The following is a 22,579-nucleotide window of genomic DNA, read 5'->3' on the forward strand; positions in this document are numbered from 1 at the left end:
GGACCCGATCGGTCGGGTCCCGCCCCTTATTCCTTGGTGGATCAGGCCTTCATCAGATCGCGATGGATGATTTCCTTCATGATCTCGTTGGTGCCGCCGTAGATGCGCTGGATCCGGGCGTCGATGAACGCCTTGGCAACCGGGTACTCCATCATGTAGCCGTAGCCACCGTGGAACTGGACGCCGGCGTCGATGACACGGCCCTGCAGCTCGGTGGCCCACAGCTTCGCCTTCGACGCATCCACCGCGGTGAGGGTGCCCTTGTTGTACTCGCGCACACACCGGTCGATGTAGGTGCGGGAAACCTCCACTGCCGTCTGCAATTCCGCGAGGGTGAAACCCATGCCCTGGAATTCGCCGATGCGCTTGCCGAACGCGGTCCGCTCCTTGACATAGTCGAGCGTCCAGCCCATGACGGCCTCCGCGGACATCTGCGCGGCGATTCCGATCCCGAGCCGCTCGAGCGGCAGGCTCTGCATCAGATATCCGAAGCCCTGACCGAGCTCTCCGAGCAGGTTCTCCTTCGGAACGCGCACGTCCTCGAAGAAGAGTTCGGCGGTGTCCTGGGCGTGCAGACCGACCTTGTCGAGTTTGCGGCCGCGGGTGAAGCCGGGCATGCCCTCTTCGACGACGAAGAGGCTGAATCCCCGGGAACCCGCCTGGGGATCGGTCTTCGCGAAGACGATGACCAGGTCCGCGAGGATACCGCTGGTGATGAACGTCTTGGAGCCGTTGAGGATCCAGTGGTCGCCGTCGGCCACCGCGCTGGTGGTGATGCCGCGGAGGTCGCTTCCGGCGGCGGGTTCGCTCATCGCGATCGCGCCGATCGTCTCACCGGTGACGAACCCCGGCAGCCAGCGCTGCTTCTGCTCGTCGTTGGCGTGCCGGAGCAGGTAGTTGAGGACGATGTCGTCGTTGGTCGAGAAGCCGGACTGCAGGGCCGACGCACCGACCCGCGCGATCTCGGACTGGATCACGACGCGGAAGCGGTAGTCCGACTCGCCGGGGCCGCCGTACTGTTCCGGCACGCTCAGTCCGAGCAGGCCCTGCTTGCCGGCGGCGAGCCAGGTGTCCCGGTCGATGAGCCGGTCGGCATCCCACTTCTCCAGATTGGGTACGACGTGCTTGTCGACGAAACCCCGAACCGAATCGCGGAACAGTTCATGGTCGTGTTCGAAGAGATCGCTCTCCACGTAAAGCCTCCTGGTGGCGGGGCGCCCGCAGGCGCCCCGCCGTCGTGTTCGGGATCAGTTCTCGCTGACCAGTTTCTGGATCTCGCGCCGGAAGACCTGGTTGGCGACCTCGTTCCGGCCGAGGAGCATGTTGCCGGCGTTGGCGCTGGCCATGGCCCGCTGCGAATCGCGCAGGATCGGGAAGTCCTCGTTGTGGAGGACGGCGATGAGGATTTCGACGTTCTTGTCCCAGAGCCGGTTCCAGCGCTCCTCGGTCATTCCGCTGTCCTCGACCGTCGGGCAGATCAAACGGATCTCCATGCGGCACAACTGTGGGTCGCTCGGATGCGGGCGGAAGGTGAGCAGCTGGAAGTGGTCGGGCTGGCGGAGCAGGGTGCTGTTGGGCCCGATGAAGTGGGTCTCGGTGGTGTGCTCGGCCAGGCTGCGGTCGCCGGGATCCTCCTCGATCCACCGGTCGATGGTCTTGCGCAGGTTCATGAACCGGCAGTGGTGACCGAAGTCCTCGAAGGACATCACGTTGGTGTGGATGTGCTTGGCGGCAGTGTTCGGGTGCGCGTACTGGATGTGGTAGCCGTCGAGGAACGCGTCCTGCATCAGCTTCCAGTTGACGGGCTCCTCGAACACCTGGACGCGGGTGCTCACCAGCTTGTCGAGGTTCTGCGAGGCCAGGATGGCATCCATCTCGGGTCCGAGCCAATCCGCGACGTCGATGGTGGCGTCGGCGTCGTCCACGACCCAGATGAAGCCGTGCCGTTCCTCGGTGGGGAGCTGGACGAGGTTGCGCTGGTCCCGGTCGGCCTCACCGAAGGTGTTGTCACGGGTGATCGTGCGCAGCGTGCCGTCGGTGTCGTACGACCAGCGGTGGTACGGGCAGGAGAAGAGGCGGCAACGGCCCTTCTCCTCCTTCTCGACCATGGCCCCGCGGTGGCGGCACTGGTTCACGAGGGTCTTGACACTGCCGTCGCGCTGGCGGACGACGATGACGTTGTTCCGCGGCATCTGCAGGGTGAAGAAGTCTCCCGCGCGAGGGATCTCGGACCCGTGCGCAACGATGGTCGGAACGCGACCGAACACGCGGTCACGTTCGAGCTTGGCCGTTGCCGGGTCGACGAATTCGCCCGGTTCGAACCAGGTGAGGTGCTCGTACTCGTCGGTGGTGTCGTTGCGCAGGTGGTCGAGCGCACGGCGAATGCGCTCCTCGCGGGGAATTCCGACCTCTGTCATGGCTGCCTCCAGGCGGTGGTTCGGATCGATGGCGCTAAATCTAACCCAAGTAGGTTTAAGTGTAAAGCCTGGGGATGCTCACGGAAGCGTTACGGACATTGCGGCCGTATACCGATGGGCATTAGATTTACGACAACGAACCGGCAGATGAGGAGCGGACAGGATGATCTCGTATCAGTGGTGTTCGGAATTGGATCCCGACGATCGCGACGAGGTGCTGGCGCTGGTTGCCACGGCCGCCGAGTACGACGAGGAAGCGGGCTTCTCCCGGATCCACGCCGCCGACGTCACCTCGACGAGCCGTGACGGCGCACGGGTGTACCACCTGCCGATCAAGGCACGCCGCGACCTGAGTGCCCGGGAGGACGCCCCGCTGGTGATCGTGGCGTACCTGCACCTGCACGTCGACGACGAGGGGCTCGGCACGGTGCAGTTCGTGGTCCATCCGGACTATCGGTCGCGCGGGGTGGCCACGATGCTCGTCGAGGAGATCGGCCTGGACGCGACCGGGGACGGCGGCTGGGAAGGCACCGGTGCCGTGGCCCTGCGCTGCTGGGCGTACAGCACCCACCCTGCGTCCGAGCGGCTCACGCGACGGTTCGGCATCCCGGCGGTGAGCAGGCTCTGGACGCTGTTCCGGCACCTGTCGGGGCCGTTCGCGGTACCGCTCGACGAGGTGGCCGCGCCCGAGGGAATCGCGATCGGCGAGCCGCGGCCGCTCGGGGACGCGGCGGTGTCGAAGGCGATCGACGAGGTGCTGGACTCGGCGTCGCTGGTGCCCGCCCAGCGTGAACGTCTCGCCGACGAGATCCGCCTCGGGTCCGGCAGCGTCGTCGTCGCGACCGATCCGTCCGGGGCGTGCGTGGGATTCGTCTGGTACGACCCCGCCCTGTTCATGCACAACGAATTGGACGCGGCCCCGACCCGAGCCCTTGTCCTCACCGAGGCCGCCCGGGGCGCGGGCGTCGGGACGGCCCTGCTCACGACCGCGCTCGGAGCGCTCCGCGAGGCGCGGGCGCAGATCGCCCTGATTCGCATCGATCCCGACGACGCGTCGGCGGTGCGCATGTGCCGGTTGATGGCGTTCGAGCAGGAGGACGAGCACTCCTGCTACCAGGTCGGCGAGTGGGCCGAGGTGCCCAGCTTCTGATCCTGCGTCCCTGACGAGAGGGAGGTTGTGTGCGGAATCCTCGGGGATATCGCACACAACCTCCCTCTCGCCCGCCTTTCGCGGCAACGAGACAAATTACGAAGTATGTTCGGTGTTGACCTAAAGGGTGTAGGCAACTACCGTCTGTGGTGTGGTTCACAGGCGATGAGGTGAGTCACCGCCTTCATCGCATTCATTCGTTGTCCCGCACTGCAGTCGGGACGTGCAATCCGCAGAGGAACAATCATGGGTCGACTCGAAGGCAAGGTCGCTTTCATTACCGGTGCTGCGCGGGGCCAGGGCCGCTCGCACGCCGTCCGGCTCGCCGAAGAGGGCGCGTCGATCATCGCGATGGACATCTGCGATCAGATCCCCACCGTGTTCTATCCGATGGCCACCAGCGACGATCTCGCCGAGACCGAGCGTCTGGTCAAGGAGGCCGGAGGCTCGATCGTCACGTCGGTGGGCGATGTCCGCAATCTCGAGGATGTCCAGCGGGCTTACGACGCGGGCATCGCGCAGTTCGGCAAGGTCGACATCGTGCTGCCCAACGCCGGCATCATGCCGGTCATCGGACCCGGTGAGCAGCGCCAGGCCTGGCACGACGCGATCGACACCATGCTCACCGGTGTGTGGCACGTGCTCGAGGTGACGGTGCCGGATCTCGTCCAGCGAGGCGAGGGCGGATCGATCATCATCACGAGCTCCGCCGCCGGCCTCACGAGCATCGGCCTGAACACCCTGCCCGGTCAGGTCGGATACACTGCCGCCAAGCACGGCGTCGTCGGACTCATGCGCATCTACGCGAAACAGCTGGCTCCGCACAGCATCCGGGTGAACACCATCCACCCGACCGGCGTGAACACCCCGATGGTCGCCAACGCCGAATACGGGGAATTCCTCACCGCCAATCCCGATGTGGCCGCGGACGAGTCCTACAAGAACCCGATGCCGGTCGAGCTGGTCGAGGCCGTCGACATCAGCAACGCCGTCGTCTACCTCGCCTCCGACGAGGCCCGCTACGTCACCGGTGTCACGTTCCCCGTCGACGCCGGCTACAACATCCGCTGAAGCGAAGGAGCTTTCACGCATGTCCACCACCGAAGCCACGACATCGACGATCCCGGCGATCGCCGACCGCGAGCAGGTGTTCATCGGCGGTCGCTGGGTCGACTCGACCGGCGACGAATGGGTCGACGTCGTCGACTCGTTCTCCGAGGAGAAGGTTGCGCGGGTACGCACCGCTACCGTCGACGACGTAGCCAAAGCGGTTGCAGCGGCGCGTGAGTCGTTCGACAAGGGCGAGTGGGCGTCGCGCACCATGGCCGAACGCGCCGATGTCATCGACGAGATCGCCGACCGCCTCGAACAGCGCCTCGACGAACTCACCACCATCGGCGTCGTCGAGGTCGGCGTCCCCGTGAGTGTCAGCGGACCCACCCAGCAGATGATCGGTGGTCTGTTCCGGGCGGTTGCCGCGGTGGCCCGCACGTTCGAGACCAGCGAGGAGCGTCCCCGCGCCGGCGGTGGCGTGTCCCGCATCGTCAAGGAACCGACCGGTGTGGTCGCGGCGATCATCCCGTGGAACGGCCCGGTCGGCACGATTGCGTTCAAGCTCGCCCCGGCGCTCGCGGCCGGCTGCTCGGTCGTGCTCAAGACCGCTCCGGAGGCACCGCTCTCACCGTCCGTGTTCGCGGACGTCATCGCCGAGCTGGTCGCGGAAGGCCGTATCCCCGAAGGCGTCGTGAGCGTGCTGTGCGCCGATCGTGAGGTGTCGGAGACCCTCGTCACCAACCCGGACGTCGACCACATCACGTTCACCGGCAGCACCGCCGCGGGCCGTCGCATCATGTCGCTGGCGAGCGAGCGCATCGCGCGGGTCTCCCTCGAACTCGGCGGCAAGTCCGCGGCGATCATCCTCGACGACGCCGACATCAACCACGTGCTGCAGACGCTGCCCATGGGTGGCTGCATGCAGTCGGGTCAGGCCTGCATCGCCCTCACCCGCGTCCTCGTCTCCCGCAAGCGGCACGACGAGGTGATCGAAGCGCTGAAGGCCGCGTACGGCGCCCTGCCGATGGGCAACCCGTGGGAGCCGACCAACTTCCTCGGCCCGCTCGCGTCGAAGCGTCAGCAGGACCGCGTCCTCGGGTACATCGACATCGCCAAGGAGGAAGGCGCCAAGGTCGTCCTCGGCGGCGGACGTCCGGAGGGCTTCGACAAGGGCTTCTTCGTCGCACAGACGCTGCTCGACGACGTGGCACCCGATTCCCGCATCGCGCAGGAAGAGGTCTTCGGGCCGGTCATCTCGGTGATCACCTACGAGGACGAGGAGGACGCGATCGCGATCGCCAACAACTCGATGTACGGCCTGTCGGGTGCGGTGTACACCGAGGACATCGACCACGGCTTCGACGTGGCGCGGCGCATCCGCACCGGAACCATCAGCGTGAACACCGCGACGATGGACTTCACCCTGCCGTTCGGCGGCTACAAGCAGTCCGGCCTCGGCCGGGAAGGCGGCATCGAGGGCCTCGAGGAGTTCTTCGAGACCAAGACCGTCCACATGCCTGCCTGACACGGCTCCACAAAGGCGACGCCCCCGCGGATTCGATCCGCGGGGGCATCGTTGCGCTTGTCGCCCTATTCAGTTCGCCGAAACCGTCAGTTCCTCGGTCTGCCCGGCCGACTCGCTGCGCATCACCCCGTACAGGAAACTGCGGATCATCTCCTCGAACAGCTGGCGGGAGGTGAACTCGTTCTCGGCGAGCGCCCGGGCGAGCAGCGGCTGCGATTCCGGATCGACGTGGGGGAAGATCGTGTTCTTCGTGCTCGGCTTGCGCATGGCCTCGGTCAGCACCGCACCGAGGGTCAGCCGCTCCATGCCGTCGAGAATCTGGACGTGCAGGCGGGCCGGTACCCCGGACTTCTCCAGGAACTGCGCGGTGTCCTCGTAGCTGCCGATCAGCAGGTCGCGGGGAAGGTACTGCAGCAGGATCGGTGCGGCGTTGCGATGCTTGAGGATCGACTTGCGGAAGTTCGAACTCAGGGTCACGAAGTACTCGGGCCATCCCGGGCCGGGCTTGCGCCGTGGCAGCGGGATGTTGCCGGCGATCTCCTGCGCGACCGCGGCGAGGATCTCCGACTTGTCGGCGAAATGGTGGTAGAGGGACGGCGCCCGCACCCCGAGGTGCTTCGCCAGGCGCGGCAGGCTGAACGCATCGAGTCCCTCGGAGTCGATGATCTCGATGGACGCGGCCACCGCGGACGCGCGACTGATGAGAGGCTTCGACGGTCGGGCCATCATTCGCTTTCGGCTAGTACGGTCCTCCGGGTGGGTCCGCCCGGAGGGTGCAAGAAATGGTATCGGTTCCAGCAGGGCCGGTGGTCACGCGGTGAGCACGGTCTCGTCGAGGAACTCCACCAGGCCCCGGCTCAGCACGTCGTTGTCGTCGCCGCCCACCATGTGCCCCGCTCCGCCGACGTCGATGTGCCGTGCCCCGGGGATCAGTTCGAGCAGTTCGCGCGCACCCTCGGTGCTGACCACATCCGACTGCGCCCCTCGGATGAGCAGGGTCGGCACCGTGACCCCGCGAGCGGCGGCCCGCGCACGTGCTTCGCGCTCGGCGGCGGCTTCCGGAAGGTTCGTCCGGTGGGCGAGCATCCGCGGGTCCCAGTGCCAGTACCAGCGGCCGTCCCGTTCACGCAGGTTCTTGCGCAGTCCCTCCAGCCGCGGGGGACGGCTCCGGTGCGGGTTGTAGGCGATCACCGCGTCGAGCGCGTCGTGCAGGCTGTCGAAGCCGGCGAGTCCCGCCCGCATGAATCCGGTGATCTTGGCCAGGCCCTCGGGTTCGGATTTCGGGGTGATGTCCACCAGCACCAGTGCCCGGGCGAGTCCGGGGTCGTCTCCCGCGGCGATGAGCGAGGCCATTCCGCCCATCGACGCACCCACGAGTACCGGTGGTTCCCCGAGTTCGTCGGCGATCGTGCGGATGTCGCGGGCGTGCGCATCGCTGCTGTAGTCGCCGTCGTGGGCCCAGTCGCTGTCGCCGTGCCCGCGCGCGTCGACGGCGTAAGCCCGCCAGCCTCGAGTTGCGAGGCGGATTCCGGTGCGCTGCCACGAGTGCCGTGTCTGCCCGCCCCCGTGCAGCAACAGGACCGTGCCTTTCTGCTCGGAGGCCGGTTCCCAGAGATCGGCGGCCAGTGAAACCCGGTCGCCGCGAAGTCTTGTCGTGCTGGTGGAGATCGTCATCGGTGTGTCGTCCCTTGGTCGTCGGAATCGGTGTCCGAGAAAATCAGTGTCCGGAGGTGCCACCGTCGACGGCGAGCGTCGATCCGGTGATGTAGCCGGAGGCACGGCTGGCGAGGAACACGACAGCGGCGTCGATCTCGCGCTGCGTGGCGGTGCGACCGAGCGAGCAGCCGCGCAGGAACTCTGCGAGCGTATCCGAAGACATCTCGGAGATCAGGTCGGTCTCGACGAAACCGGGTGCGATCGCGTTGACGCGGATACCTTTTCGCTGCGACCACTGGTGGGACAGATCCCGGGTGAGGCCGATGAGACCGGCCTTGCTCGCGGCGTAGGCGGCCTGGGGGAGAACCGACTTGACCAGACCGAGCATGCTCGCGACATTCACGATGCTCGAACCGGGGTTCATCACGCGGCCGCACGCCTGCGCCGCCCAGTAGGCGCCGAACAGATTCACGTCCATGACGGCGCGGAAATCCTCGGGCCGCTCGCGTGTCGAGGGTGCGGAATGGGTGACACCGGCGTTGTTGACCAGGATGTCCAGGCGGCCGAACTCGGCGATCGTGGCTTCCGCGAGTGCGGTGCACTGCTCGGGGTCGGTGACGTCGGTGGGGACGACGAGGCAGCGGCGGCCGGTGGCCTCCACCGCCGGGGCGACGGCCTCGAGGCGGTCGCGCCGGCGCGCGGCGATCACCACATCCGCGCCGGCCTCGGCGAGGGCGCGCGCGAAGCCGGCGCCGAGGCCGCTGCCGGCGCCGGTGACGACGGCGACGGACCCGTCGAGCCTGAAGAGGTCGAGGACCGAGTCGGCGGGGTGGGCGGTATCTGTCGAGGTCATGCGGTGTTCTCCCGGTGCTGCGTGCGGTGTGGTCGCGGGTGCGCCTTGCGCGCCCTAAAACTAATTACATAAGATTAGCGCGTAGGCGAGGTCCAGGGGAGTGGGAGCACTGATGGCCGCACACAGCAACTCGGAGCAGGACAAGATGCAGGTGATCGGCAAGGACGTCGTCGCGGACGGCGTCGTGGCAGTGCGATTCGCCGACCCCGACGGTGGGCGCGTTCCCGCATGGGATCCCGGCTCGCACATCGACATCATCATCGACGAGTCGACGGTCCGGCAGTATTCGCTGTGCGGCGACCCGGCCGACGACACCTGCCTCACCGTCGCGGTCCTGCGCGAGGAGAACGGGCGCGGTGGCTCGCGGTGGGTCCACGACTCGCTGCAGATCGGCGACCTCGTCAGCATCGCCGGTCCCCGCGACAACTTCCGTTTCGAGCCCGCGCAGTCGTACCTCTTCGTCGCGGGCGGAATCGGCATCACCCCCTTGCTGCCCATGGTGCGGGCCGCGGAAGCGGCCGGCGCCGACTGGCGCCTGCTGTACGGCGGGCGCACCCGCGCGAGCATGGCCTTCGCCGACGACCTCGTCGCCCGGTATCCCGACCGGGTCCTGCTCCGTCCCCAGGACGAATACGGCCTCCTCGATCTGGCGGGCGAGCTCGACGCCGTGGCCGCCGGCACCGGCGTGTACTGCTGCGGGCCGGAGCCGCTCCTGCAGGCCATCGAGAACGAGTGCCGCAACCGTGCCGGTATCGCCCTGCACGTCGAACGGTTCGCGGCCAAGGAGCGTCCGGCCGATGCCGTCGACCAGGCGTTCGACGTCGAGCTCCGGCAATCGGGCATGACGATCACCGTCGACGCGTCGGAGACCCTTCTCGACGCGGTACTCCGCGCCGGTGTCGACGTGTCGTTCTCGTGCCGCGAGGGGACGTGCGGCACGTGCGAAACCGCCGTGCTGGACGGCGTGCCGGATCATCGCGACTCGGTGCTCACCGAAGACGAGCAGGCCGAGAACGACTGCATGATGATCTGCGTATCTCGCAGCTGCACAGCGAAACTCACCCTGGACCTCTAGATCCGGCCTATGGTGACCCAACGACTCGCCACCGCGAGGGGAGGGGTACGCAACCCCACCGTCCCGCCCGGTGTGCTGATTCCTGCACTGTGTTTCGTCGTGATGATCACGGCGGTCATGCAGACCGCCGTGGTGCCGCTGATGCCGGCGATGGCGACGCAACTGGAGGTGGGTACGAACGCCGCCGGTTGGATCGTGACGGCGAATCTCCTCGCCGCCACCGTTTCCACCCCTCTGCTCGGAAGGCTTGCCGACCGGCGCGGGCCACGGAAGGTACTGCTCGGGATTCTCGGCGTGGTGCTCGTCGGGTCGGTGCTGTGCGTTGCGTGGGACTCGTTGCCCGTGCTCGTCGCCGGCCGTGCACTGCAGGGGACTTCGTTCGCTCTGTTCCCGATCGGGGTTGCCGTCCTGCGCAGCGCACTCGGCTCGCATCGGCTCACGCCCGCGCTCGGCGTCATGTCCGGAACGATGAGCGTCGGGGGCGGTGCGGGAATGATCGCGGCCGGACTGCTCTACCGAGAGGGCGACGACTATCGCCGCGTGTTCTGGTTGCTGGTGGTGCTCGCGCTGCTCGCTCTTGTCATCGCCTGGGCGGTGGTGCCCCGCAGCGCCGGTTCCGGTGCCGGAGCGGGGTTCGACGTCCGGAGCGCACTCGGGCTCGCGATCGGCCTGTCCGCGCTACTGCTGGCACCGGCGCAGGGCGGCACCTGGGGCTGGGTGTCCGTACCGACGCTCGGTTGTGCCGCCGGCGGTGTCCTCGTGCTCGCCGCCTGGTACCGGCACCAACGACGGTGCGCCGAACCACTGGTGGCTCCGGCCCTTCTCACGGCTCGCGCGGTGGCACCGGCGCACCTCGCCGCGTTCCTGGTGGGCATCGCGATGTTCGTGCAGTTCTTGGCGATTGCGATGTTCGTGCAGGTCTCCCGCGACGACGCGGGGTACGGGTTCGGCGCGTCGGTCCTCGTGACGAGTCTGGTGTACCTGCTGCCGGGCCAGGTCGTGGGCATTGTCGCGGCCGCGATCAGCGGGTTCCTGGTCCGCAGGTTCCGTGCAGACCGGGTTCTCGCGACGGCGTGTGCCGTCGGCGTGTGCGGGTTCGTGTTTCTGATTCTGGCCCACGACCATACCTGGCAGATGATCACGGCGGTGGCGATTCTCAATGCCTTCGTCTGCGTCGCGTACGGCGCGCTGCCGGCGATGCTCGTGGAGCACGTGCCGCTGCGGGACACCGGTGTTGCGAACGGTGTCAACGCAATCGCGCGGACGTTCGGCAGTTCGCTGGCCGGTGCGTTGGTGGGAACGCTGCTCGCGTCGAACACGATCGCGGAGACCGGCATTCCCTCCGAAGGAGCGTATGTGGCCGTCTTCGTGGTCGGGGGAGTGACGGCACTGGCTGCGGGACTCGTCGCGAGCGTCCCGCGCTTTGCAAGTAACAGATTTTGATTGACGTCTCACAGAAATGCGGATAGCGTGGATCACACGCGACGTGAGGACCCCGTCTCCTCGATTCATTCGCGCTGAAAACTTCTGGGGACAAACCCGATTCGGATTCTTCTCGGTACGGGAAAGGCAAGGGAGACATGGCTACCACCGTCGGCTCGGCATTGCATTGGTGGGCGAAGACCAAAGGCGAGCAGAACGCGATCATCGTCGCGGGCGAAGCCCTCACTTATCGCGAGCTCCAGGATTGGTCGAGCCGCATCGCTCGCGCCGTCGTCGATCGCGGAATCAAGCCCGGCGAGCGGGTGGGCGTGCTCGGCCCGAACTCGCTGACCTGGCCGGTCGTCGCGCTCGGTGTGCTCAAGGCCGGTGCGGTGCTCGTTCCGCTCAACCCGCGTTTCAAGCCCGCCGAGCTCCGCAAGGTGGTCGACGATGCCGGCGCCGTCATGGTCATCGGACCGGCCGAGTTCACCGGCACGGTCGAGGAGGCCCGAGAGCTCGGCGACACCTTCGCCACGCTCACGTTCGACGACATCACCCCGCTCCGCGAGGGCGAGCAGGACGACTTCCGTGTCGACCTCGACCCCGACGAGCCGACGGCACTGCTGTTCACCAGCGGTTCCACCGGGCTGTCCAAGGGTGTCATCTGCACCAACCGCACCCTGCTCAACATCGTCTTCGAGGCCACTCTCACCGAGGAAGGCTTCCGGCCCGGCTCGACGTCGCTGCTGGTGCTTCCGCTCGTGTTCACCCCGGGTCTGGTGTGGGGCCTGATCATGACGACCGTCCTCGGCGGCACCCTCGTGATCGAGAAGGAACTCGATCCGGGACGGGCAGCCACGCTCCTCGGCGAACACAAGGTGCAGGCGATCTTCGGTGTGCCGCTCATCTTCGAGGCGATCTCGCGGGCACCCGAATTCGAGAAGGCCGACCTGTCCTCGCTGCGCACCGCGATCGTCGGTGGCGCCGCGGTCGCGCCCGCGCTGCTGAAGCGGTGGGCGGACAAGGGCGTCGCGCTGCGCCAGATCTACGGCATGACCGAAGCCGGCGGTGTCGCGACCGCGACCCTCGTCGCCGAGGCGTTCGATCACCCGGACTCGTGCGGCTCCGGCTCGATCTTCACCGAACTGAAGGTCGTCCGTGACGACGGCACCGACGCCGACCCGGGCGAGGAAGGCGAAATCCTGCTGCGCGGTCCCGGCGTGACCCCCGGGTACTGGAACGACGAGGAGTCCACCGCGTCCGCGCTGCGCGACGGCTGGCTGCACAGCGGCGACCTCGGCACCCTCGACGCCGAGGGACGCGTCAAGTTCGTCGATCGTCTCAAGGACCTCATCATCACCGGCGGCATCAACGTCTCGCCCGTCGAGATCGAGCGCGTCATCGGCGAGATCCCCGGTGTCCAGGAGGTCGCGGTGATCGCGGCGTCCGACGAGCGGTTCGGCGAGACCCCGGCAGCGATCGTGACCGTCGGCGACGGTGTCGACGAGGCGACGATCATCGAACACTGCGACCGGTTGATGGCCGATTACAAGGTTCCGCGTTACGTCGTGATCCGCGACGAGCCGCTGCCGCGGCTCCCCAGCGGCAAGCTGTCGAAGACCGCGATCCGGTCCGAGTACAAGGACGTGTCGGAGCGTTTCGACAAGGTGCGCTGACCTACACAGGTCCGCGGGCCCCGGAAGGAAGCAATCAAGTGCCCGAAGCAGGAATCGACGACATCGTCGTCCTCGAACGTCGCGGCGAGATCGCGATCGTCAGACTGAACCGACCCGATCGGCTCAACGCATTCACCAACGAGATGTGCCACAAGCTCGTCGCGATCTTCGACGAGACGGATGCGGACGACTCGGTGCGGGCGGTCGTCCTGACCGGAACCGGACGTGCGTTCTGCGCCGGTGCCGATCTCGCGGCCGGTGGCGACACGTTCGTCCTCGGCGACGATCCCGAGACGGGAGGGGCCCCGCCGGACACCGGAGGACAGGTCTCGCTGCGGATCTACCGGTCGCTCAAGCCGGTGATCGCGGCGATCAACGGACCCGCCGCCGGGGTCGGTGTCACCATGACACTGCCGGCGGACATCCGAATCGCAGCGGACACAGCCAAATTCGGTTTCGTGTTCGCGCGGCGCGGGCTCGTGCCGGAAGCCTGCTCGACGTGGTTCCTGCCGCGGGCGGTCGGAATCTCGACCGCGGTCGAGTGGACGGTGGGTGGCCGGATGGTGCCGGCCCAGGAAGCACTCGAGCGTGGGCTCGTCCGTGAGCTGGTTCCGGCCGATCAGGTGCTGGACCGGGCGGTCGAGCTCGCCCGCGAACTCGTGACCGGCACGGCGCCGGTCTCGGTGGCGCTGACCCGTCAGCTGATGTGGCGGATGCTCGGTGCACCCGAACCCGAGATCGCGCATCGTGCCGAATCGATCGGCATCTACGTCCGTGGCACGTCGGACGACGTGAAGGAAGGGGTCGACGCGTTTCTCGGCAAGCGCGACCCCGAGTTCCCGAACAGGGTGTCCGACGGACTGCCCGATCTGTTCGAGTAGCCGACGAGAACAGAACCCGCCTGTGCGGGTCGCGAACGCCCCGGGGGGTCGACCTCCCGGGGCGTTTCGCTTTGTGTCACAGGGTGCGGTGGTCCGGGCAGGCCCGCGCCAACTCGTTGACAAGTGACGCATCTTGTATCATCAAACGAAACTTTTCTGCTGGGAATCGACATTTCAGGAGCAATGCAATGGCGCGACGGAGGGGGAGCGTCCTCAGTGACGACACGGAGGAGGCGCGCGCGCAGATCCTGAAGGCCGCCGAGTCGATGTTCCAGCGGTACGGCGTCTCGAAGACGACGATGGACGACATCGCCAAGGAAGCGGGTGTTTCGAGGCCGACGGTCTACCGTTACTTCGGCGACCGGGACTCGCTGATCACGGCCCTGATCGAGGCGCGATCGCGTCGGTTGTTCGACAAGGCGCGCGCGTATCTCCGCGAACGGAAGACACTGGCCGATCAGATCGTCGACGGCCTGATCTTCCTGGTCGAACGGGGCCGTCACGATCCGATCGTCCGGCTCATCGTGAGCCCCGAGCACATGGATCTCGCGACCGCGCTGGTCGGCAGCACCGGTCTGGCGGCGCGGCTCACATACGAGATGTGGGCCCCGTTGCTCGCGGAGGCGCGCGAACGCGGTGAGATCCGGGACGGCCTGACCGACGAGGAGATCTGCGAGTGGATCGCGCTCGTCCAGCTCGTCCTGGTCGGGCGCATGGATTTCAGCTCGGAGGAGGATCCCGAGAACCGGCGGATGCTCACGAACTTCCTGCTGCCCAGCATCGTGGCGCAGTCCGCGTGACGGAATCTGCCGTCGTCGATCGGTAGGTTTCGAAGCAGCCCAGCGGCTTTCGGTCCGCGACCACCCGGCCGGCCCCTTCCCTCCACGGGACGGGGCCGACCGCTTTTTCGATCACTCACAAATCACTTTACAAATTTCGATTGACGTCAGCTGTAGCGTGGCGGTAACCTGGGTCACACGCGGCAAGCCCCCTCGCTGAGGTGGTACGACGGCATCCACTCCGGGCCCCGAAACGGCAGGAGGGTCGGAACCGCTTGCCGCACAGTGCATCTACCCAATTCCCAGCAGCCCATGAGCAGAGGAGCTCGCATGAAACTCGAAGGCAAGGTCGTTCTCATCACCGGTGCGGGTTCCGGACTGGGACGTGAGGCCTCCCAGCTGTTCGCCTCCGAAGGCGCCAAGATCGCCGTCGTCGACATCGACGCCGAGCGTGCCAAGGGCACCGTCGAACTCGTCGAGCAGCAGGGCGGCGAGGCCATCGCGATCACCGCCGACGTCAGCAAGGAACAGCAGGTTATCGACGCGGTCGCCGCCACTGTCGATCGCTTCGGCAAGCTCGACGTGGCCTGGGCCAACGCGGGCATCGTCTCGCGCGGCGGCGTTCCGTCCGTCGCCGGTGGTGAGCAGGTCGAATTCCAGGACCTGACCGACGCCGACTGGCAGGAAGTCCTCGGCGTGAACCTCAGCGGCGTCGTCTACACCGCCAAGGCTGCGGTGCCCGCGCTCCGCGCCAACGGTGGCGGTGTCATTCTCGCGACCTCCTCGGCAGCGTCCTTCGCGGCCTACCACAGCATCGCGCTCTACTCGGCGACGAAGGCCGGCGTCAACGGCCTCGTGCGCGGCCTGAGCCTGGACCTCGGCAAGTACGGCATCCGCGTCAACGCCGTCGCTCCGACCCACGGCATGTCGCCGAACTTCCTTGCGCCCGCGGGAACTCCGGTCGTCGGCAAGTCCTACGAAGAGGTCGCCGGCCCCTGGGATCCGGGCATCTCGCCGATCCCGCTCAAGCTCAACCGCCCGCCGTCACTCGGCGACAACGCGCGTGCCGCCCTGTTCCTCATCTCGGACGACGCCGCCTACATCACGGGTCTGACCCTGCCGGCCACGGACGGCGGCACTCTCTCCCGCGTCGCGATGATGTTCCCCGAGGACGAACTGAAGCCCACGCTCGAATCCAACTGATTTCGCGCGCAGAGGCTTTCGAAAGGAGGGATCGGATCGTGTCCGATACCCGGCAACAGACGCGGCAGCTCGTCGTCGATCGCTCGGCCTGCGCCGGTCACGGCCTGTGCTACTCGACCTCCCCGCAGCTGATCGACTGCGACGACCAGGGATATCCCGTTCTCCTGAAGGAGTTTCTGTCCGACGACGACGTGCCCGCCGCGGAAGCCGCGGCCGTCGTCTGCCCCGAGCGAGCGCTGACCATCGAATCCCGCTGAGGATTCCGGCCCGAGGAACACCTGATGACAACCACCGAAAAGTCGGTACCCGACGAACTCGTCGTCGACTTCGACATCTACGACCAGACGCTCGCGCAGCCTGTCGACACCGTGCAGGAGCGGGTTGCCGAGCTGGCGGCGAAGGGCCCGGTCGTGTACTCCACCGCGCACGGCGGACACTGGATCGTCACGCACTACAAGGAGATCCACGAAATTCTCCGCGACCCGGAGACCTTCTCGAGCTACCCGAACAACCTCGTCACCGGCCCCGGTGGCATGGGCAAGTTCATCCCGATCGAGCTGGATCCGCCGGAGCACACCGGCTACCGCCTGGCGATGCAGCCGCTGTTCAGCCCGAACCGGATGAAGGCGCTGGAGGAGCAGATCCGCTCCCACACCAACGACCTGATCGACGCTTTCGCGGGTAAGGGCGAGGCGGAATTCATCACGGAGTTCGCTCACGAGCTGCCCACCCGCGTGTTCCTGGCGCTCATGGACTGGCCCCTCGAAGACGCGCCGCTGTTCACCGAGGCCACCGACACCGTCCTCCTGGGCAAGCCCGGGCTGAGCCCGGAGGAGAACCAGCAGGCGCAGGTCGCGGCCGGGTTCGAGATGTTCGGCTATTTCCACAAGATGGTGCAGGAGCGTCGGGAGAACCCGGGCGACGACATCACCTCCACGCTCATCCACACGGAAGTGGAGCTCGAGGGTGGCAAGCGGCTCCTCACGGACGAAGAGCTGTACCGGATGTTCTTCCTGCTGCTGATCGCCGGGCTGCACACGACGCAGGGCGCGCTCGCGTGGTCGATCATCCACCTGTACAACAACCCCGCGCAGCGTCAGGCCCTGATCGAGGACGACACCCTCATCCCCAGCGCGGTGGAGGAGATCCTGCGCTTCGAAGCACCCGTGACTCCCGGGCGGCGCGCGACCCGCGACGTCGAGCTCGGCGGGGTGCAGATCAAGGAGGGGGATCAGCTCATCCTGACCCTCTGCTCGGCCAATCGCGACGCCGAGGAGTTCGACGATCCGGGTGAGCTCATCCTCGATCGTCGCCCGAACCGGCACCTGTCGTTCGGAGGCGGTCCGCACCGGTGCCTCGGATCCCACCTGGCCCGCATCGAGCTGACCATCGCGCTCGAGGAACTCCACCGCCGGATCCCGGACTACTCGCTGATCGCGGAGGATCCGCCGGTCCTCCACGCCAGCCAGGTCCGCGGCTGCATGCGCCTGCCCATCAGGTTCACACCGACCGCCTGACCCACCGCTCGCCTGCCGGCTCCGAGGGCAGACGGACCGGCAGGCGAGCAAACTCTCACGGCGGTGCCGCCGCCGTGCCGACCGGCACGGCTGCGGTATCGTCGGGGCGGACTGGGTATCGATCGGCCGAGGAGGGCACATGGCGCGACGTCACGGTGTCCTCAGCGAGGACCCGGAGGCTGCACGTTCGCAGATCCTCAGGGCAGCCGAAACCGCGATCCAGAGATTCGGTATCGCGAAGACGACGATCGACGACGTCGCGAAGGAAACCGGTGTGTCGCGACCGACGATCTACCGGTACTTCCGTGATCGCGACACCCTGATGACGTCGATGATTGAGGCCCGATCCCGCAGGCTCTTCGAGCAGGCCCGCGAATATGTCTCGGATCGGGACACGTTCGCCGAACAGGTGGTCGACGGCCTGCTGTATCTCGTGGACCAGGGCCGCCAGGACGCGGTGATCCGCCTCATCGTCAGCCCGGAGCATGCCGGCCGGCGGACCGCGCTCGCCGGAAGTTCCGGTCTCGCATCCCGATTGACGTACGAGATGTGGGCTCCGCTCATCGATGCGGCTCGCGAGCGCGGGGAGATCCGGGAGGGGATCACCGACATCGAGATCTGCAACTGGATCACTTTGGTCGAGTTGATTCTGGTGGGACGCATGGACTTCGGCGATCCGACCGGTCCCGAGAACAAGCGCCTGCTCACCAACCTCCTTCTGCCCGGGATCGTCTCCACTCCGGTGGAGGTCATGCGCTAGCAATCCCGCAACCTCCGGTCCGAATTTCAACGGCCCGTGGACTTATTGTCCACGGGCCGTTGCCATTTCATGGCACAGCATTGGTTGCGTGGTCCAGCTCACATGCTGTATAACAAAATACGAACTTTGTATCTTGTTATCCACGACGTCCGGTCGACCGCGAGAATCAGCGGAGAATCCCAGCCCGCCCCGTAGACGGAGATCGACGACGTGGACTCCATCGATCCGAGAGGGTTACCCCACCATGACAGTGGATCCGTCGTCGTTGATCGTGGCAGTGGCCTCCGCCGTCAGCACCGCAGTGCTCGGCGTCGATGTACCCGAGGAAGTCCAGGAACCCGCGGCCGCGCTCGCCGCGTCGATCGAGCAGGGCGCGGCCGACCTCGGCGCACAACTCGACGATGCGTTCGCCTCGCTGCCCGTGGAGGTGCAGGCCCCGGCCCGGCAGGCTGTGGCCGATACCCAGGAGCTTCTCGCCGGCGTGACCGATCCGCACACGCCCGAATCGTCGGCCACCGAGACCGATGTCGCCGTATCGCCCGCGCCGGACGGCGCGCCCACGATCGCGGCCCCCGCGGCGCGACCCAACCCGTGGGGCATCGACTTCGGTGCCTCGACCGGTACGCCCGCTGCGGGTGCACCCGCGGTTCTCCCGCAGATTCCCGCGATCGTCCCCGGCACGTCACTCGCTCCGATCGGAGCCATCGCCGTGTTCGCGCCGTGGCTGAAGAAGGCCGGCTCGATCTGCGAGGGTGTCACCGCGCCCGTACTCGCCGCTCTCTACTCGGTCGAGAACGGCTTCCGCTACGGCCCCACCGCGCCGATCTCGCCGGTCGGGGCGCGTGGACCGGGGCAGTTCATGCCCGGCACGTGGGACGCCTACGGGAAGGACGCGGACGGCGACGGCAAGGCCGACGTCCTGGGCGTCGCCGACCCGGTGATGGCGTCCGGTCACCTGCTGTGCGACAACTGGTCTCGCATCGAGGCATGGAAGAGCGAGGGCCGCGTCACCGGCGACACCCTGGGGCTCACGCTCGCCTCGTACAACGCCGGGCTCGGCGCGGTCCTACGCTCGGGCGGGATGCCGTCGGGCCTGCCCGACTACGAGAACCAGACCAAGCCCTACGTCGCGAAGATCCTCGCCGCCCGGCCCGTGTTCGAGCGGCTCCTCGCGCCCTTCGTGGCACTCGGCCTGCCCGCCGCGAACGACATCGGTCAGCGGGTGATCGACGCAGCATTCCGCTACCTGGGCCTGCCGTACGTGTGGGGCGGCGGCAACATCGACGGACCGTCCGGCGGCGGTTTCGACTGCTCCGGGCTCACGTCGTTCGCGATGCACGCCGCCACCGGTATCGCGCTGCCGCGCACGTCCGAGACTCAGTGGCACGTCGGCGTCGAGGTTCCGCTCGCGGAAGCCCGCCCCGGCGACCTCGTCTTCGGGAACTGGCAGGCCGCCGGCCCCGGACACGTCGGTATCTACATCGGTGGCGGACAGATGGTCCACGCGCCGACCACCGGCGACGTGGTCCGCATCGGAGACGTCTTCCCCGACATGCGGGCCCGCCGCATCGTCTGAGACCGACCGGACACGAAGAACAACAGCTGTTACGAGGAGTGATCAACGATGGCGCACGTGGTGACACAACCGTGCTGCAACGATGCGGGATGCGTGGCGGTCTGCCCGGTCAACTGCATCCACCCGACCCCGGAGGAGCGAACCCGCGGTCGCACCGAGATGCTCTACATCGACCCCGAGGCCTGCATCGACTGCGGCGCCTGCGTGGACGAATGCCCGGTCGACGCGATCGTGCCGCCCGAGGACCTCACGCCCGAGATGCAGCCGTTCGTCGACATGAATGCCGCCTACTACCAAGACAATCCGACGCCTGATCCGATGCCCGCCGTCGAGCTGCCGAAGGTGTCCGCGGAGGCGGGTGTGCTGCGCGTCGCGATCGTGGGGAGCGGGCCGTCGGCGTGCTACCTGGCGGAGGCACTCACGTCGCACCGGGGCCTCGACGTCGAGATCTCGATGATCGAGAGGCTCCCGGTGCCCGGTGGACTCGTCCGCTACGGCGTCGCACCCGACCACAGTTCCACGAAGAACATCGCCGGCACGTTCACGCGGATGATGGGGCGCCGGAACATCGACGTCTACCTCGACGTCGAGGTCGGCCGTCATCTCACGCACGAGGATCTTCTGCGCCACCACCACGCCGTCGTGTACGCGAACGGCGCCACCGGGGATCGTGCACTCGGAGTGCCGGGAGAAGACTTGGCGGGCAGCATGTCCGCTCGCGAGTTCGTCGCCTGGTACAACGGTCATCCCGACTACGCGGACCTGCGGGTGGATCTGTCGTGCGAGCGCGCGGTGGTCGTGGGCAACGGCAACGTCGCGCTCGACGTCGCCCGCGTTCTCACGTCCGATGTGTCCCGGCTGCTGAAGACGGACATCGCCGCACACGCGCTGGAAGCGCTTGCTGCGAGCCGGATTCGGGAGGTTGTCGTGCTCGGCCGCAGGGGAGCGGGCGCGGCGGCGTTCAGCACACCGGAACTGCTCGGCCTCGGCGACCTCCCGGGCGTCTACGTGACGGCCTCCGATATCGGCACCGGAAGTGCCGAAATGTCTGCGCTCGAACGGATTCGAGCCGACATTCTCACGCGGTACGTCGCGACGGAACCCGCGCCGGGCCGGCGCCGCATCCATCTCCAGTTCCTGCGATCGCCCGTCGAAGTACTCGGAAACGGACGCGTCGAGTCTCTGAGAACCGCGGTGAATACGCTCGAGGGTGCCACCGGCGAATTCGAGAACATCGAGACCGGGTTGGTGCTCCGGTCGATCGGATTCCGGGGCATGCGTCAGTCGGGCGTGCCGTTCGACGAGGACCGCGGGGTGATCCCCAACGCGGCGGGCGCGGCGATCGATCCGGAGTCCGGCGACCGCGTTCCCGGCGTCTACACGGCCGGATGGCTCAAGCGTGGGCCGAGCGGTGTGATCGGATCCAACAAGGTGTGTTCGGCGGAGACCGCCGCCGCGATCGTCGGTGACTTCGTGAACGGCCTGCACACACCGCCGGTCGGTGACCGTAAGGCGTTTGCGGAGCTTGTGTGCGCCCGCCACCCCGACTACATCGACCTGCAGGGATGGCGTCGCATCGACGCGTTCGAGCGAGGGGAGGGACGCTCGGCCGGACGGCCCCGGGTGAAGGTCGTGAGCGTCGGAGACATGGTGTCGGTGGCGCGGGGTGAGCCGGCGACTCTGGGCCGCTAGTGGCGGTCGGCAGTGCGTCGAAATGTCCGCTTCATGGCAACTTGTCCAGTTCTCCTGAGGCGGGGTGAATTCAGGGGTGAGACACGACGACGCAACGATTGACAATATTCGTATTTTGAATCACAGTTATCGGCGATCGGGACTTTGGTCACATCGAGTCCCAGCGCGCGGCCCGTGTGAAGCCCTGCGAGGCCGCAAGAGTGCCGAACCTGTGTCAACACATGATGATTCGCTGACAGTCGCTGCCGACGGCACGCGCCGAAGCAGCGGCGAACGGGAGGGAACCGATGGGTGTCGAGGTCTCGGTCGAAGGACTCACGAAGTCGTTCGGCTCACAACGAATTTGGGGTGATGTGACGCTGACGCTGCCCGCGGGGGAGGTCAGTGCGCTGCTGGGCCCGTCCGGTACGGGTAAGTCGGTGTTCCTGAAGTCGCTGATCGGTCTGCTCCGCCCGGAGCAGGGATCGATCGTCATCGACGGCACGGACATCCTGCAGTGCTCGAGCAAGGAGCTCTACGAGATCCGCAAGCTGTTCGGGGTGCTGTTCCAGGACGGCGCGCTGTTCGGGTCGATGAACCTGTACGACAACGTGGCCTTCCCGCTGCGCGAGCACACCAAGAAGTCCGAGTCCGACATCCGCAAGATCGTGATGGACAAGCTCGAGCTGGTCGGTCTGCTCGGGGCCGAGGACAAGCTGCCCGGTGAGATCTCCGGGGGTATGCGCAAGCGTGCCGGCCTGGCCCGGGCGCTGGTGCTCGATCCGCAGATCATCCTGGTCGACGAGCCGGACTCGGGGCTGGATCCGGTGCGCACGACGTACATCTCGCAGACGTTGATCGACATCAACGCCGAGATCGACGCGACGATCCTGATCGTCTCGCACAACATCAACCTGGCGCGGACGGTGCCGGACAACATCGGCATGCTGTTCCGTCGGGAACTGGTGATGTTCGGTCCGCGCGAGGTGCTGCTGACCTCGGACGAGCCGGTGGTCAAGCAGTTCCTCAACGGCACGATGATCGGGCCGATCGGGATGTCGGAGGAGAAGGACGAGGCGCAGATGGCGCACGAGCAGGCGCTCGTCGACGCGGGGCATCATGCCGGTGGTGTCGACGACGTCGAGGGCATCGTGCCGCAGATGCAGGCCACGCCGGGCATGCCCGAACGCCGCGCCGTGGCCCGCCGCCAGGACCGTGTCCGCTCGATCCTGCACACGCTGCCCGAGGCAGCGCAGCACGCGATCCGCGAAAGCCTCGGAGCCGAGCCGGCGTACACCGGGTATCAGGACTTCGATGCCCCCACCGAAGAGATCCCGGCGGTGGTCGTCCGATGAGCGCACCCGC

At 67.1% G+C, this 22,579-nt stretch carries 20 protein-coding genes; 15 read left to right on the forward strand and 5 right to left on the reverse strand.

All coding sequences use genetic code 11. The features are described 5' to 3' along the window. Positions 1 to 41: 41 nt before the first annotated feature. The gene (locus tag ACWDTS_RS09905; RefSeq protein ID WP_197251389.1) at positions 42 to 1,193 is read right to left on the reverse strand and encodes an acyl-CoA dehydrogenase family protein; all 1,152 of its coding nucleotides are present in this window, start codon (positions 1,191 to 1,193) and stop codon (positions 42 to 44) included. 54 nt (positions 1,194 to 1,247) lie between these two features. Continuing rightward, positions 1,248 to 2,417 carry an aromatic ring-hydroxylating oxygenase subunit alpha gene (locus ACWDTS_RS09910; RefSeq protein ID WP_197251388.1) on the reverse strand — a complete coding sequence of 390 codons (1,170 nt, stop codon included), beginning with the start codon at positions 2,415 to 2,417 and terminating at the stop codon, positions 1,248 to 1,250. Positions 2,418 to 2,580: 163 nt separating this feature from the next. Here ACWDTS_RS09910 and ACWDTS_RS09915 point away from each other — a divergent pair, with 163 nt between their 5' ends. The 3 genes from ACWDTS_RS09915 to ACWDTS_RS09925 all read left to right on the forward strand — a co-directional run bounded on the left by ACWDTS_RS09915 (position 2,581) and on the right by ACWDTS_RS09925 (position 6,145). Then, positions 2,581 to 3,567 carry a GNAT family N-acetyltransferase gene (locus ACWDTS_RS09915; protein WP_450118050.1) on the forward strand — a complete coding sequence of 329 codons (987 nt, stop codon included), beginning with the start codon at positions 2,581 to 2,583 and terminating at the stop codon, positions 3,565 to 3,567. 246 nt (positions 3,568 to 3,813) lie between these two features. Then, the gene (locus tag ACWDTS_RS09920) at positions 3,814 to 4,638 is read left to right on the forward strand and encodes a mycofactocin-coupled SDR family oxidoreductase (RefSeq protein WP_450109118.1); all 825 of its coding nucleotides are present in this window, start codon (positions 3,814 to 3,816) and stop codon (positions 4,636 to 4,638) included. 19 nt (positions 4,639 to 4,657) lie between these two features. Then, a complete protein-coding gene (locus tag ACWDTS_RS09925; RefSeq protein ID WP_450109119.1) occupies positions 4,658 to 6,145 on the forward strand; it encodes an aldehyde dehydrogenase in 1,488 nt (495 codons plus the stop codon). A gap of 69 nt (positions 6,146 to 6,214) precedes the next feature. On the opposite strand, the gene ACWDTS_RS09930 is transcribed toward ACWDTS_RS09925, so the two are convergent. The 3 genes from ACWDTS_RS09930 to ACWDTS_RS09940 form a co-directional block, all read right to left on the reverse strand. Then, positions 6,215 to 6,871, reverse strand: a complete 657-nt coding sequence (locus tag ACWDTS_RS09930; RefSeq protein WP_197251437.1) for a TetR family transcriptional regulator — start codon at positions 6,869 to 6,871, stop codon at positions 6,215 to 6,217. Between the two features lie 84 nt (positions 6,872 to 6,955). Next, entirely contained in the window at positions 6,956 to 7,819 is an 864-nt protein-coding gene (locus ACWDTS_RS09935; RefSeq protein WP_450118051.1) for an alpha/beta fold hydrolase, read from the reverse strand. Positions 7,820 to 7,862: 43 nt separating this feature from the next. After that, positions 7,863 to 8,654 (reverse strand): SDR family NAD(P)-dependent oxidoreductase, encoded by a 792-nt coding sequence (locus tag ACWDTS_RS09940; protein ID WP_450118052.1) that lies wholly within the window; start codon positions 8,652 to 8,654, stop codon positions 7,863 to 7,865. Positions 8,655 to 8,766: 112 nt separating this feature from the next. Between ACWDTS_RS09940 and ACWDTS_RS09945 the strand changes: the two genes are divergently transcribed. The 12 genes from ACWDTS_RS09945 (at position 8,767) to ACWDTS_RS10000 (ending at position 22,569) form a co-directional block, all read left to right on the forward strand. Further along, the gene (locus ACWDTS_RS09945) at positions 8,767 to 9,729 is read left to right on the forward strand and encodes a PDR/VanB family oxidoreductase (protein WP_450118053.1); all 963 of its coding nucleotides are present in this window, start codon (positions 8,767 to 8,769) and stop codon (positions 9,727 to 9,729) included. Positions 9,730 to 9,738: 9 nt separating this feature from the next. Then, positions 9,739 to 11,172, forward strand: a complete 1,434-nt coding sequence (locus ACWDTS_RS09950; RefSeq protein ID WP_450118054.1) for an MFS transporter — start codon at positions 9,739 to 9,741, stop codon at positions 11,170 to 11,172. Positions 11,173 to 11,309: 137 nt separating this feature from the next. Then, positions 11,310 to 12,827 (forward strand): class I adenylate-forming enzyme family protein, encoded by a 1,518-nt coding sequence (locus ACWDTS_RS09955; RefSeq protein ID WP_420751078.1) that lies wholly within the window; start codon positions 11,310 to 11,312, stop codon positions 12,825 to 12,827. A gap of 38 nt (positions 12,828 to 12,865) precedes the next feature. Further along, on the forward strand, positions 12,866 to 13,708 hold the full coding sequence (locus tag ACWDTS_RS09960; RefSeq protein ID WP_420751079.1) for an enoyl-CoA hydratase-related protein: 843 nt from the start codon (positions 12,866 to 12,868) through the stop codon (positions 13,706 to 13,708). Positions 13,709 to 13,896: 188 nt separating this feature from the next. Continuing rightward, positions 13,897 to 14,508 carry a TetR/AcrR family transcriptional regulator gene (locus ACWDTS_RS09965; RefSeq protein WP_197251379.1) on the forward strand — a complete coding sequence of 204 codons (612 nt, stop codon included), beginning with the start codon at positions 13,897 to 13,899 and terminating at the stop codon, positions 14,506 to 14,508. A gap of 309 nt (positions 14,509 to 14,817) precedes the next feature. Then, positions 14,818 to 15,690, forward strand: coding sequence for an SDR family NAD(P)-dependent oxidoreductase (locus tag ACWDTS_RS09970; RefSeq protein ID WP_450118055.1), 873 nt, complete (start codon positions 14,818 to 14,820; stop codon positions 15,688 to 15,690). A gap of 38 nt (positions 15,691 to 15,728) precedes the next feature. Further along, positions 15,729 to 15,947, forward strand: coding sequence for a ferredoxin (locus ACWDTS_RS09975; protein WP_248675066.1), 219 nt, complete (start codon positions 15,729 to 15,731; stop codon positions 15,945 to 15,947). A 24-nt stretch (positions 15,948 to 15,971) separates the two neighbouring features. After that, a complete protein-coding gene (locus ACWDTS_RS09980) occupies positions 15,972 to 17,207 on the forward strand; it encodes a cytochrome P450 (protein ID WP_450118056.1) in 1,236 nt (411 codons plus the stop codon). 139 nt (positions 17,208 to 17,346) lie between these two features. Beyond that, entirely contained in the window at positions 17,347 to 17,967 is a 621-nt protein-coding gene (locus ACWDTS_RS09985; RefSeq protein ID WP_450118057.1) for a TetR/AcrR family transcriptional regulator, read from the forward strand. Between the two features lie 244 nt (positions 17,968 to 18,211). Further along, a complete protein-coding gene (locus ACWDTS_RS09990) occupies positions 18,212 to 19,543 on the forward strand; it encodes an NlpC/P60 family protein (protein WP_450118058.1) in 1,332 nt (443 codons plus the stop codon). A 48-nt stretch (positions 19,544 to 19,591) separates the two neighbouring features. Further along, positions 19,592 to 21,235, forward strand: coding sequence for an FAD-dependent oxidoreductase (locus ACWDTS_RS09995; protein ID WP_450118059.1), 1,644 nt, complete (start codon positions 19,592 to 19,594; stop codon positions 21,233 to 21,235). A gap of 287 nt (positions 21,236 to 21,522) precedes the next feature. Further along, a complete protein-coding gene (locus ACWDTS_RS10000) occupies positions 21,523 to 22,569 on the forward strand; it encodes an ABC transporter ATP-binding protein (RefSeq protein ID WP_450118060.1) in 1,047 nt (348 codons plus the stop codon). Positions 22,570 to 22,579 lie beyond the last annotated feature (10 nt).

Source organism: Rhodococcus sp. NPDC003383 (genome assembly GCF_053589115.1).

Bases quoted from the DNA above. Each gene is read 5' to 3' on its own strand.
- ACWDTS_RS09910 (WP_197251388.1), bottom strand. From the start codon at position 2,417: ATGACAGAGGTCGGAATTCCCCGCGAGGAGCGCATTCGCCGTGCGCTC.
- ACWDTS_RS09915 (WP_450118050.1), top strand. From the start codon at position 2,581: ATGATCTCGTATCAGTGGTGTTCGGAATTGGATCCCGACGATCGCGAC.
- ACWDTS_RS09920 (WP_450109118.1), top strand. From the start codon at position 3,814: ATGGGTCGACTCGAAGGCAAGGTCGCTTTCATTACCGGTGCTGCGCGG.
- ACWDTS_RS09925 (WP_450109119.1), top strand. From the start codon at position 4,658: ATGTCCACCACCGAAGCCACGACATCGACGATCCCGGCGATCGCCGAC.
- ACWDTS_RS09930 (WP_197251437.1), bottom strand. From the start codon at position 6,871: ATGGCCCGACCGTCGAAGCCTCTCATCAGTCGCGCGTCCGCGGTGGCC.
- ACWDTS_RS09935 (WP_450118051.1), bottom strand. From the start codon at position 7,819: ATGACGATCTCCACCAGCACGACAAGACTTCGCGGCGACCGGGTTTCA.
- ACWDTS_RS09940 (WP_450118052.1), bottom strand. From the start codon at position 8,654: ATGACCTCGACAGATACCGCCCACCCCGCCGACTCGGTCCTCGACCTC.
- ACWDTS_RS09945 (WP_450118053.1), top strand. From the start codon at position 8,767: ATGGCCGCACACAGCAACTCGGAGCAGGACAAGATGCAGGTGATCGGC.
- ACWDTS_RS09950 (WP_450118054.1), top strand. From the start codon at position 9,739: ATGGTGACCCAACGACTCGCCACCGCGAGGGGAGGGGTACGCAACCCC.
- ACWDTS_RS09955 (WP_420751078.1), top strand. From the start codon at position 11,310: ATGGCTACCACCGTCGGCTCGGCATTGCATTGGTGGGCGAAGACCAAA.
- ACWDTS_RS09965 (WP_197251379.1), top strand. From the start codon at position 13,897: ATGGCGCGACGGAGGGGGAGCGTCCTCAGTGACGACACGGAGGAGGCG.
- ACWDTS_RS09970 (WP_450118055.1), top strand. From the start codon at position 14,818: ATGAAACTCGAAGGCAAGGTCGTTCTCATCACCGGTGCGGGTTCCGGA.
- ACWDTS_RS09980 (WP_450118056.1), top strand. From the start codon at position 15,972: ATGACAACCACCGAAAAGTCGGTACCCGACGAACTCGTCGTCGACTTC.
- ACWDTS_RS09985 (WP_450118057.1), top strand. From the start codon at position 17,347: ATGGCGCGACGTCACGGTGTCCTCAGCGAGGACCCGGAGGCTGCACGT.
- ACWDTS_RS09990 (WP_450118058.1), top strand. From the start codon at position 18,212: ATGACAGTGGATCCGTCGTCGTTGATCGTGGCAGTGGCCTCCGCCGTC.
- ACWDTS_RS09995 (WP_450118059.1), top strand. From the start codon at position 19,592: ATGGCGCACGTGGTGACACAACCGTGCTGCAACGATGCGGGATGCGTG.
- ACWDTS_RS10000 (WP_450118060.1), top strand. From the start codon at position 21,523: ATGGGTGTCGAGGTCTCGGTCGAAGGACTCACGAAGTCGTTCGGCTCA.